Origin of the sequence: Moorena sp. SIO2C4 (genome assembly GCF_010672485.1) — a bacterium.
Lineage (GTDB): Bacteria > Cyanobacteriota > Cyanobacteriia > Cyanobacteriales > Coleofasciculaceae > Moorena > Moorena producens.
Genome location: NZ_JAAHGN010000152.1, coordinates 1 through 10,113, shown reverse-complemented (window position 1 = coordinate 10,113; position 10,113 = coordinate 1). Strand labels below are relative to the sequence as shown.

Here is a 10,113-nt window from a genome sequence, read left to right as displayed (position 1 = left end):
CATTCTTAATTCAAAAATGTTGTTCGCCTTTGGCGTTCGAGTAGGGTAGGTTGTCAGGTTGAAGGTTGTCAGGTTGAAGGTTGCGGCAGGAAACGGGCAAGATGCCCGTTCCACCAAGATGCCCGTTCCACCAAGATGCCCGTTCCACCAAAATGGCCATTCCAGCCACCTGGTCAAACAGCTTTAATGAGATGTACCCCTACTCCCTTGCCTATACTTAATTATAATTATTAAGCGGTTTTGCATTTAAATTAGATATTCTTCCGTTAGAAAAAACTCCCTAGTCAATCACAGCAAAAGCTTAAAACTTTCTTTGGTAACTAGTAATTAAAAATATCTTGACAAATAATGTTATGTATGAATTGAAGAAGCGGAGGCTCTCTAATGCCAATCACAGCAAGAGATTCAAGTTTTATAAAAAATCAATAAATAAGGTATTGACAAATAGTGTTCTATATGAAGTGGTGACGACAGAACTCTGTATGCCAAAAAAAAAGTAAAGAATTGTATACAATAAGTGCTGATCAAAAAAAAAGTCTGGTAATCTAATTATGGTGGATGTGTTAATTGAATAAATTGACAGCCACTAAACTGTTAACCGTAAAGGATGATTCGATATGCAAAATCAAGAATCCAATACTCAAGTCAAACCATTCTTCGCTCAATTCCTAGAAGAGCAACAAGCCGCTCCTGACCAATCTCAAGATACTCATGGTCAGCAAACCCTGAAGTATCCTTCTGATTATGAAGAAGTTGAAACCCAGAAGTATCCTTCTGATTGGGAAGAAGGTTAATAAGGAAGATTAAGAGGTTCTTTTGAAGAATTGTAACCTTTAATAAAGGACTCAAGAATCTATAGACAGTGGTCGTGTTTATAAAAAAAATACGACCACTGAATTTGATTAAAAGTCTAAAAATATAACGATTGCGCTTTCCCAATGGAAAAGAAAAAGTTTTATGTCTTCGTCCGGTGACTTAATTTTATTACTTACCCACAGTGGTGACTTTTTCACAATAGATAGAGTAGCAGAAGCCTTGTCAAAAAAAGGGGCGCGACCATTTCGCTTCGACACAGATAAGTTTCCCTTAGAGGTGCAACTCAGGGCACAGTTTGATCAATCCCAGAGCAGCTATAGGCTGAAATATGGCGCTGAAGTGATCAGTAGCGAGGACGTAAAAGCAGTTTGGATGCGCCGTATATGGCAACCTAACCTAGGTGAAAATCTTGATCCCCAGTTCCAAGAAAGTTGTATCCGGGAATCATTAGCAACATTATCAGGACTTTGGGATAGTCTCAGAGGAGTGCGATGGATTGATGATTTAGCAAAAGCCGGAGCTGCTAACAATAAGCAGCGGCAATTGCGGGTAGCTTCTGAGGTGGGTCTTGTGATTCCTAAGACTTTAATCACCAATGATCCAGAAGCTGTAAGGGAGTTTTTCCAACAAGTGAAGGGGAAAATGGTAACAAAGCTGTTAAAGGCTTTGTCCTACAGTATGGAATATACTCCTTTTTTCCTTTATACCAGTATTGTTAAAGAAGAGGATTTGCTGGATGCTGAATCCCTGCGCTATTGTCCGATGGTGTTTCAAGAGCAAATTCCTAAGCAGTTGGAACTGCGAGTAATATTTGTTCAGGGCAAGGTATTTGTAGGAGCGTTAGATTCGTCTATTTATGAAAAATCCACAGTTGATTGGCGTCAACCTAATGCTGAAGTAGGGGCATGGCAACACTATGAGCTGCCTGATGAAATTGTAGATCGAATAAGAGCTTTGATGGATTACTTTGGCTTACTTTATGGAGCCTTGGATTTTATCGTGACACCATCGGGAGACTATGTGTTTTTAGAAGTTAATCCCGGAGGGGAATGGGGAATGTTAGAACGAGATTTGGAACTCCCCATTTCTAATGCGATCGCAGAAGCTCTGATTTCCTAGAAGCTATAGACCCGGTGGGTGGAACGGGCATCTTGCCCGTTACAATTCCCAGGCACACTATCCCAACCCTGGCTACGAGGCAAAAAATCAGAGGCTATAGACCCGGTGGTGCGTTACGGGGCGCACTATCCCAACCCTGGCTACGAGGCAAAAAATCAGAGGCTTTCCGCCCCTAACGCACCCTACGCAACTTTTGCCTTTTGCCTTTTGCCTTAAAAAGCATTAACACCGAACATCGAACACATCCCTAGACATGACAGTATTAATCATTACATTTAGCCAAGACAACGAGAGTATTCCTCTAGTTATCAAAGCGATTGAAGCTCAAGGAGGAAAAGCATTTCGTTTTGATACCGATAGATATCCTACCGAAGTGCAGCTAGATATTTACGAGGGCAATTCTCAGGGAGTAACTATTACGGATGGGGAACAGAAGCTAGATTTGAGTGAAGTCTCTTCGGTTTGGTATCGACGGATGCGCTATGGGAAAAAAATTCCCGACACCATGGATAAGCAGTATCTAAACGCTGCAATTAAGGAATGTCGCGTCACGGTTAGGGGTATGATTGCCAGCATCAAGGCATTCCACTTCGACAAAATGTCTAATGTTGATGTCGCTAACAATAAGCAACTACAGCTCCAAGTGGCACGAGAGGTGGGCTTGATTACGCCCCGTACCCTGAGTACCAACAATCCAGAGGCAGTGAAGCAATTTGCTTCTGAATGTCAAGACCAGGGTATCATTACCAAAATGCTATCTTCCTTTGCTATCTATGGGGAGCAAGGGCAAGAACAGGTTGTTTTCACAAACCCAGTCACAGCGGAGGATTTAGAGCATCTCGAAGGACTGCGTTTCTGTCCGATGACCTTTCAGGAAAAAGTGCCCAAGGCTCTAGAATTACGAACCACGATCGTGGGACACCGTATATTTACTGCTGCGGTGGATTCCCAGAGCTTAGAAGGCTCTACTTTCGACTGGCGCAAGGAAGGCCGAGCGTTAGTTAAATCTTGGAAAGCCTATGATTTACCCGAAGATATTGAAAAAAAGTTGCTCAAACTGATGGCTTATTTTGGTTTAAACTATGGAGCCATTGATATTATTCTTACCCCTGATGGTCGGTATGTATTCCTGGAAGTTAACCCGGTTGGGGAATTTTTCTGGTTGGAGACGTTTTCCCCCCATTTCCCCATTTCTCAAGCTATTGCTGAAATTCTCCTCACCCATGGGTCAAAATGAAAACTGATCAAATCCCTCAAGTTACTAATGATGAAGCAGAAAAGTTACAAGAAGAATTAGATAATAATCTAGAAAAATCAGAAGAAAAGCTTGATAATGTTCAAGATAAAGATACAGATAAGAATACAGATAATGAAATAGAGAAAGTACCGGAAGAACTAGAGACGCATTTATACCGGCGTCTATTTGACTATGGTTGGCAGCATAAAGCACCATTTTTATTCGCGATCGCATTAACTATCTGTGCTTCATTTATCAACTTCTTTATTCCCCAGGTTAATCGCTATGTTATAGATGTAGTTATTCCCGAAAAACAATTTAATATGCTGCCTTGGGTAGGAGTAATTATCCTATCTATGACCTTAGCAGCTGGTGGTTTGCTCTTTTTTCAACTCTATGCAGTCAAAGTATTCGGACAAAAAACCATTGAGAGCATTCGCCTAGATTTATATCAACATATTCAAGGTCTATCCATTAGTTTTTTTGAAGGCCAACGCACCGGCGAATTAATGTCACGGTTGGCAAGGGATGTGGAGATAGTCGGGGAATTACTGTCTGCTAATTTAATTGCTATATTAATCGATAGTTTTGCGTTTATTGTCGTTTTCATTTATATCCTTGTCAGTAACTGGCTGCTGGCAATCATGATTGCCCTTACCTGGCCTTTAATCATTTATATTTTACAATTTTCTCAGAAAAGACTACAAAAAATCTATCAATCGGTTAACGATCAAGCTGACTTAATTAGTAATCACTTACAAGATACTATCTCGAATATCAAAATTATTAAGTCTTTTGGTAACGAGCAGTATGAAATTAACCGATTTACTGAATTTAGTCGTAACTATCGGGAAGAAAATCTTAAGGCAACTCGGTTTTGGTCTATATTCGTACCGATTATTAATACTCTTAATGAACTCGGAAATTTACTGACATTAGTTTTCGGTGCTTGGGGAGTGATGGTTAGCCATCTGACTATTGGGGAATTAGCAGCCCTGTTAACCTATGTCACTCTTTTAAATAAACCTATTAATCGGTTTAATGGATTAGTCAATATTATCCAAAGATCAGGAGTATCAGCCAAAAGAATTTTTCAGATTTTAGATACCAAAATAGAGGTTAAAGAGAAGGAAAATGCGATTAACTTGACTTCGATACAGGGCAATCTCAAATTTGAAGGGATGGAGTTTGCTTATCACAACAATCAGTCAGTGATCAGAAACTTCAATTTAGACATTCAACCGGGCATGTCAGTGGCTTTAGTCGGTTCTTCTGGTGCAGGAAAAAGTACCATTGCTAAAATAGCCGCTCGGTTTTACGATCCCCAAAAGGGACGAGTATTACTTGATGGACATGATCTACAAGATATTAGTTTAAGTTCCTTGCGATCGCATATTGGCATCGTGCCCCAAGAAACCTTACTGCTCTACGGCACAGTAAAAGAAAACATAGCTTACGGTAAGCTAGATGCCACAGATCAGGAAATTGAAGCAGCAGCAAAAGCTGCCAATGCCCATGATTTTATTATCGGTTTCCCTGATGGTTATCAATCCATTATTGGTGAGCAGGGTGTGAAACTATCAGGAGGACAGCGACAACGGATTGCGATCGCCCGAGTTTTGCTCAAAAATCCCCAAATTGTTATTTTAGATGAAGCCACCTCTGCTCTAGATTCTGAATCAGAACAACTGATTCAAGAGTCTATTAAACAGCTTTTTAAAGGACGCACTAGCTTAGTGATTGCTCATCGATTGTCTACTATTGCTGATGTTGATTTAATTGTAGTTCTGGAAAAAGGTGAGATTGTGGAAACTGGAACCCATACGGAATTAATTGCTCAAGGTGGAAGGTATGCTTATCTCTATGAACTGCAATTTGTGAAGTCAGGAAATTAAGTACGAAAACTGCAAAAAGGGTGACCGGGTGTACGGTAGCTGTGTGGAAGACAATGTTACCTACCCGTTCATAAATGGTATAATTGTGATACCCGATTAAGCTTTAATAGCTATGAGTTCTATCCAGATTACGATACCGGATGAGCGTTTGCAACAACTCCAAGACATTGCAGCTAACCTGAATGTTTCGATAGAAGAGTTAGTGTTGATGAGTGTTGAGCAATATTTAACTCAGTCAGAACTGTCTTTTCATGATGCTACAGCATACGTTTTGGATAAAAATTCAGAACTTTATCGCCGATTAGCTTAATGGGTTATCTCACAATAGCGTGAAGTTTTAGAACTTTACTACCGGATTATTCACCCCACCAGCGCTGGGACTTTACTTCCATAAACACCTTCAGTAGCGTGGGCCTAGCGAATTAGCTGACTGCTGACTGCTGATAGCTGACTGCTGATAGCTGAATTATTACTATGATAGTTATGCTCCTAGAGACGATATCACACTACTCTAATCAATGCCCACGCTGTTGAAATTGGCAATAATTGCCGCCCATCTATTGGTTTATCTGGTTGCTGCGGTTAACATCTGGATTTTTTCTTATCGGAGTGAATTCTATACCTCTGTAGTCAAGCTGCGATCGCTACCACTGATCTACTGTGGCTATGCTTGTTTTGCGATCGCTAACTCCTACGAAATGGCTGAACACATCGGGGATGACTGGGTTTATGTGAGCCAAATTTCTGATCTCAATCGGTTATTCTATACCTTCATTACTGCTGGCATGTGCTTGATTGCCCTGGGACTGAAAAAATCCCGCTTTCTGGATGTGATATTGGTTGCCAGCATGGTTGCTGTACCCCTACTTTATGGTGTGCAAGAGGGCAAAGGATTAATGCAGTTGGTGCAATTAGTTCCTTCGATCATTTTTGTATATAACTGGTACGTAGTTATGAGGGACTGGCGAGTTTTTCTATTCCCATTATTCGCAAATCTGATTGCCGTTGGTTTTGGTATGGCTCTGATTATTACCGGAGAGCAGGCGCTTCATCTGTTCGTCGGTTCTCCTTCAGCGATTGGCTTATTAATTCTTGGGCGAGTAGCGTGGGTAAAACCAAAAAGGCATTCCAAGGGATAACTTTAAGATGTTACAGAAAACGATTAAAAAAAACGACTGGTTACTTTACCAATAATTTGTTGAGAATCCACTAAACCAAAAGAGCGGCTATCGGTACTTTCTAATCGGTTGTCTCCTTTAAGGAAACAACGTCCATCTTCGAGCACCAAAGTTACCCGTTTCACTAATCGCAAGTGGTTTTGGTAAGGGTGTCTAGCCACAACAATGTCACCAATCTTGGGCGGAATGTGCTGATAAGCTCTTGGATCAATTAAGATTTCCTCTCCTGGTTTGAACAGGGGAGTCATGGATACTCCTGTAACTCTGAAACGTAACCGTTTTCGCAATATCCAAAGTAGTAGCTCAGGAATACTGTTTTTGATAGAAAGCATTTGAATTAAGAATGTAGAATTAAGAATGTAGAATTAAGAATGTAGAATTAAGAATGTAGAATTAAGAATTAAGAATTAAGAATTAAGAATGTAGAATTAAGAATGTAGAATTAAGAATGTAGAATTAAGAATGTAGAATTAAGAATTAAGAATTAAGAATTCTACACTCTGCCTTCTACACTACTCTGCCTTCTACACTCTGCCTTCTACACTCTGCCTTCTACATCCCACATTCTGCATTCTGCATTCTGCATTCTACATTCTTAATTCACCATTCTGAGGTTTAGCTAGCCTTATACCAGACGATATCGCGATTCTTGGTTGCCCAGAAAATCTTGTGGATAGTCTCTACTGCCTCAAGTAGCTCATTGGCGTGCTCAAGGCTAACTTCCACCTTGCAGGCAGAGCATAACTTTGCGGCTTTCCAGAAGGTATCGTGTAGGTCTGGGAACTGCTCCAAGTGTACTGGCTTGAAATAGTCTGTCCACAGGATCAGTATTTCCTCTTTGGTCTTCTGAGCCTGCTCTTCCTTAATAGCAATGAACCGGGATAGGGTATTTTGGTAAGCAACTACTGCCGTTGGATCATTACTCGCAGGTGGCTCAAGATCAAGGATCTTCTTGGTCATGGAGAGTACTGCCTCAGCGGTGATACGTGCAGCAGCTGGGTCATACACCCCGCAAGGTCCATCGCAGTGAGCATGGACTTCTGGAGCAGGGAACCAGTCTTTGAGCTGGGCAATAACTTTTTTCAACATATTTTTTAGAGTTCGCTTGTGGTCAGAGCACGTGGTAAATATCGGTAAGAGAGGAATAGCCCAGGATAGCCAATGGCTAATCAGGGTTTTTGACAACCGACTAGACCAAGTTAGTTAACTAACTTAGTTAGCCCAATCTATTCCATCCCCCCCCTACCCATAGTAAGTTATAGCAATTTGTGTTCTAAAGCGATAGTGGATTTGAAGATAGGGAGTGGGGAGTGGGGAATCGGGAATCGGGAATCGGGAATCGGGAATCGGGAGTCGGGAGTCGGGAGTCGGGAATCGTGGGAGGTGTGGGAAGATGGCGATATCTCATAGAGTTTTGCGTTCCCGTAGCGGCTCTTTTGGAGCATCGCACTAATTTAAACGGCAACTAATTAATTTAGCGCGAGGGTTTTGCGGACGCACTGACTTCACTGAGTTGTAAAAGCATTAAATGATACCAGATAAATATACAAAATATTAATAAATTTACATTTATTAACATTTTGTGTTACCTTAATTAAAAAATTAGACAAATTTCAAGTTAAATTCATGAATAGTAAAGAGTTAGCGCAATATATAGAAGCTACTGATGGCATCTCCAAACCCTGGTTACTGGTGCAACTGCGTCTGAAGAAACTTCAGGAGCGCCGCGCGACCCTATCATCGGAAGCTTATATCAGAGAACTAGAAGATATTCACCAGGATTTGATGAATTTAGGTCAATGGTGGGTAGGTAGAGAAGACGAAGTGTTCAATCCTTGAGGTTCGTTTAACGATAGAATCTGGATGACTATTCTATCGCTGGGACAAAACAGCCTGATCAGGTGGGTTAACTCTGAGGATCATGGGTAAAGCTAAAAAGAATAAGTCTGAATCTGAACAGACGACATTTGAATTCAAAAATAATACATCTGAATCTCAAAAGACAATATTTGAAGTTAAAAAGAATAATTCTGAATTTAAACAGACAATATTTGAAGTTAAAAAGAATACGTCTGAATCTCAACAGCTCACTATTGAGCTTAATCTGAGTGACACTGACTATTACTTCAATCGAGAACTGAGCTGGTTGGAGTTCAATAACCGAGTATTACATGAAGCAACGGACCCCCGAACGCCTCTGTTAGAGCGTCTGAAGTTCATGGCCATCTTTAGCTCTAACCTGGATGAATTCTTTATGGTGCGGGTGGCTGGTTTAAAACAACAGGTGCTAGCACAAGTTAGTAAACGGACACCCGATGGTCGGACACCTAGTGAACAACTCGATGCGATCAGAGTGCGGCTGTTACCGATGGTAACTCAACAGCATCAACACTGTGAGCAGGAACTGCGACCCCTGCTAGCCAAAGCAGGGATTTACATTCTGGACTACGTGGACTTGAACCAGAAACAGCGGAATTACCTGGAAAACTACTATTCCGAGCAAATTTTTCCAGTTCTGACTCCCCTGGCTGTAGACCCCAGCCATCCTTTTCCTTACATGTCCAATCTCAGCCTGAATCTGGCGGTAGTGGTCAAAGACCCGGAAACGGGAGCAGAATTGTTTGCTCGGGTGAAAGTTCCTAGAGTCTTAAAGCGCTTTGTTCCCCTCCCGGAAAAATTGCAGCAACAACAGAATGGAAAAACGACTAGTTGGACTGGTGTTCCTCTCGAACAAATCATTGCCCATAATTTGGAGTCTCTGTTTCCAGGGATGAAGATTCAGGAGTGTCATCCCTTCCGCATTACCCGCAATGCTGATTTGACAGTAGAGGAGTACGAGGCAGATGACCTGCTGATAGCGATTGAAGAGGAACTACGGAAACGACGGTTTGGACGTTCTGCCGTGCGCATGGAAATTCCTGTGACCACCTCCAAGTTAGTCAGGAAAACCCTGATGCGAGAGCTGGAACTGGAAGAAACCGATGTCTATGAATTCGACGGTCTGTTGGCACTGGGTGACTTGATGTCGTTGATGGCATTGCCACGGCCAGAATTGAAAAACCCTGTGTGGGAACCAGTGGTGCCCCGACGCCTGCGCTTTCCTATCGGGGAAGAGAATGTGGAAGATATCTTCAGCGTGATTCGCAGTAGGGATTTGCTGGTACACCATCCTTATCATTCCTTTAGCGCAACGGTAGAGCGCTTTATTACCCAGGCCGCTCAAGATCCAGATGTTCTAGCCATCAAAATGACCTTATATCGCACATCTGGTGACTCACCAATTATCGATGCCTTGATTAGAGCAGCAGAAAATGGTCAGCAAGTGTCGGTGCTCATAGAACTAAAGGCTCGTTTTGATGAAGAAAATAATATTGTTTGGGCAAGGAAGTTAGAACAGGCTGGAGTTCATGTGATCTATGGTTTGGTGGGTTTAAAAACTCACACTAAAATTGTGCTGGTGGTGCGTCGGGAGGCAGATAAAATTCGTCGGTATGTTCACATTGGGACGGGGAATTATAATTCTAAGACTGCCAAACTATATACTGATTTAGGACTATTGAGTTGCCGTGATGACTTAGGGGCAGATTTGACAGATTTGTTTAATTCTTTGACCGGTTACTCACGGCAAAAGTCTTATCGAAAGTTGTTGGTCGCACCATTTAGTTTACGCGATCGCATGATCGCAATGATTCAGCGGGAGATTGAACATTGCCGCAACGGGGCAACAGGTCGTATTGTTGCCAAAATGAATTCCCTACTAGACCCCAAGATTATTGCCGCCCTCTACAACGCCTCACAAGCTGGTGTAAAAATTGACTTGATTGTGCGGGGAATTTGTGGTCTGCGTCCTGGTCTTAAAGGAGTCAGT

Annotated in this window: 12 protein-coding genes; 9 read left to right on the top strand and 3 right to left on the bottom strand. The window is 41.8% G+C overall.

Annotated elements, in window-relative coordinates:
- The first annotated feature begins 617 nt into the window (after nucleotides 1–617).
- The 7 genes from F6K20_RS10925 to F6K20_RS10895 all read left to right on the top strand — a co-directional run bounded on the left by F6K20_RS10925 (nucleotide 618) and on the right by F6K20_RS10895 (nucleotide 6,206).
- Nucleotides 618–794: a microviridin/marinostatin family tricyclic proteinase inhibitor gene (locus F6K20_RS10925; RefSeq protein ID WP_008181876.1), complete on the top strand. Its 177-nt coding sequence runs from the start codon at nucleotides 618–620 to the stop codon at nucleotides 792–794.
- A 163-nt stretch (nucleotides 795–957) separates the two neighbouring features.
- Complete coding sequence (locus F6K20_RS10920; protein WP_287264799.1) at nucleotides 958–1,935, top strand: MvdC family ATP-grasp ribosomal peptide maturase; 978 nt, start codon at nucleotides 958–960, stop codon at nucleotides 1,933–1,935.
- Between the two features lie 18 nt (nucleotides 1,936–1,953).
- Nucleotides 1,954–2,151, top strand: coding sequence for a hypothetical protein (locus F6K20_RS10915; RefSeq protein WP_287251848.1), 198 nt, complete (start codon nucleotides 1,954–1,956; stop codon nucleotides 2,149–2,151).
- A 37-nt stretch (nucleotides 2,152–2,188) separates the two neighbouring features.
- The gene (locus tag F6K20_RS10910) at nucleotides 2,189–3,172 is read left to right on the top strand and encodes an MvdD family ATP-grasp ribosomal peptide maturase (RefSeq protein WP_287294657.1); all 984 of its coding nucleotides are present in this window, start codon (nucleotides 2,189–2,191) and stop codon (nucleotides 3,170–3,172) included.
- Complete coding sequence (locus F6K20_RS10905) at nucleotides 3,169–5,067, top strand: ABC transporter ATP-binding protein (RefSeq protein ID WP_287251843.1); 1,899 nt, start codon at nucleotides 3,169–3,171, stop codon at nucleotides 5,065–5,067. The genes F6K20_RS10910 and F6K20_RS10905 overlap by 4 nt, the downstream gene beginning before the upstream one ends.
- Nucleotides 5,068–5,179: 112 nt before the next feature.
- Nucleotides 5,180–5,377, top strand: a complete 198-nt coding sequence (locus F6K20_RS10900) for a hypothetical protein (protein WP_008181880.1) — start codon at nucleotides 5,180–5,182, stop codon at nucleotides 5,375–5,377.
- 208 nt (nucleotides 5,378–5,585) lie between these two features.
- Nucleotides 5,586–6,206 carry a hypothetical protein gene (locus F6K20_RS10895; RefSeq protein ID WP_008181881.1) on the top strand — a complete coding sequence of 207 codons (621 nt, stop codon included), beginning with the start codon at nucleotides 5,586–5,588 and terminating at the stop codon, nucleotides 6,204–6,206.
- Nucleotides 6,207–6,229: 23 nt separating this feature from the next.
- On the opposite strand, the gene sodX is transcribed toward F6K20_RS10895, so the two are convergent.
- The 3 genes from sodX to F6K20_RS10880 all read right to left on the bottom strand — a co-directional run bounded on the left by sodX (nucleotide 6,230) and on the right by F6K20_RS10880 (nucleotide 7,690).
- Nucleotides 6,230–6,577, bottom strand: a complete 348-nt coding sequence (gene sodX / locus F6K20_RS10890) for a nickel-type superoxide dismutase maturation protease (RefSeq protein ID WP_287251840.1) — start codon at nucleotides 6,575–6,577, stop codon at nucleotides 6,230–6,232.
- A 283-nt stretch (nucleotides 6,578–6,860) separates the two neighbouring features.
- On the bottom strand, nucleotides 6,861–7,334 hold the full coding sequence (gene sodN / locus F6K20_RS10885) for a superoxide dismutase, Ni (RefSeq protein WP_008181886.1): 474 nt from the start codon (nucleotides 7,332–7,334) through the stop codon (nucleotides 6,861–6,863).
- A 167-nt stretch (nucleotides 7,335–7,501) separates the two neighbouring features.
- A complete protein-coding gene (locus tag F6K20_RS10880) occupies nucleotides 7,502–7,690 on the bottom strand; it encodes a hypothetical protein (protein ID WP_287251835.1) in 189 nt (62 codons plus the stop codon).
- Between the two features lie 181 nt (nucleotides 7,691–7,871).
- Here F6K20_RS10880 and F6K20_RS10875 point away from each other — a divergent pair, with 181 nt between their 5' ends.
- Both F6K20_RS10875 and ppk1 read left to right on the top strand, forming a co-directional pair.
- On the top strand, nucleotides 7,872–8,084 hold the full coding sequence (locus F6K20_RS10875) for a hypothetical protein (RefSeq protein ID WP_008181887.1): 213 nt from the start codon (nucleotides 7,872–7,874) through the stop codon (nucleotides 8,082–8,084).
- Nucleotides 8,085–8,166: 82 nt separating this feature from the next.
- Nucleotides 8,167–10,113, top strand: a 1,947-nt coding sequence (gene ppk1, locus F6K20_RS10870) for a polyphosphate kinase 1 (protein WP_287294655.1), incomplete at its 3' end; no start/stop codon positions are given.

What these genes read in the sequence shown, in the direction of transcription:
- sodN (WP_008181886.1), bottom strand. Translation starts at nt 7,334, where the DNA reads ATGTTGAAAAAAGTTATTGCCCAGCTCAAAGACTGGTTCCCTGCTCCA.
- sodX (WP_287251840.1), bottom strand. Translation starts at nt 6,577, where the DNA reads ATGCTTTCTATCAAAAACAGTATTCCTGAGCTACTACTTTGGATATTG.
- F6K20_RS10920 (WP_287264799.1), top strand. Translation starts at nt 958, where the DNA reads ATGTCTTCGTCCGGTGACTTAATTTTATTACTTACCCACAGTGGTGAC.
- F6K20_RS10910 (WP_287294657.1), top strand. Translation starts at nt 2,189, where the DNA reads ATGACAGTATTAATCATTACATTTAGCCAAGACAACGAGAGTATTCCT.
- F6K20_RS10875 (WP_008181887.1), top strand. Translation starts at nt 7,872, where the DNA reads ATGAATAGTAAAGAGTTAGCGCAATATATAGAAGCTACTGATGGCATC.
- F6K20_RS10900 (WP_008181880.1), top strand. Translation starts at nt 5,180, where the DNA reads ATGAGTTCTATCCAGATTACGATACCGGATGAGCGTTTGCAACAACTC.
- F6K20_RS10880 (WP_287251835.1), bottom strand. Translation starts at nt 7,690, where the DNA reads ATGCTCCAAAAGAGCCGCTACGGGAACGCAAAACTCTATGAGATATCG.
- F6K20_RS10905 (WP_287251843.1), top strand. Translation starts at nt 3,169, where the DNA reads ATGAAAACTGATCAAATCCCTCAAGTTACTAATGATGAAGCAGAAAAG.
- F6K20_RS10925 (WP_008181876.1), top strand. Translation starts at nt 618, where the DNA reads ATGCAAAATCAAGAATCCAATACTCAAGTCAAACCATTCTTCGCTCAA.
- F6K20_RS10895 (WP_008181881.1), top strand. Translation starts at nt 5,586, where the DNA reads ATGCCCACGCTGTTGAAATTGGCAATAATTGCCGCCCATCTATTGGTT.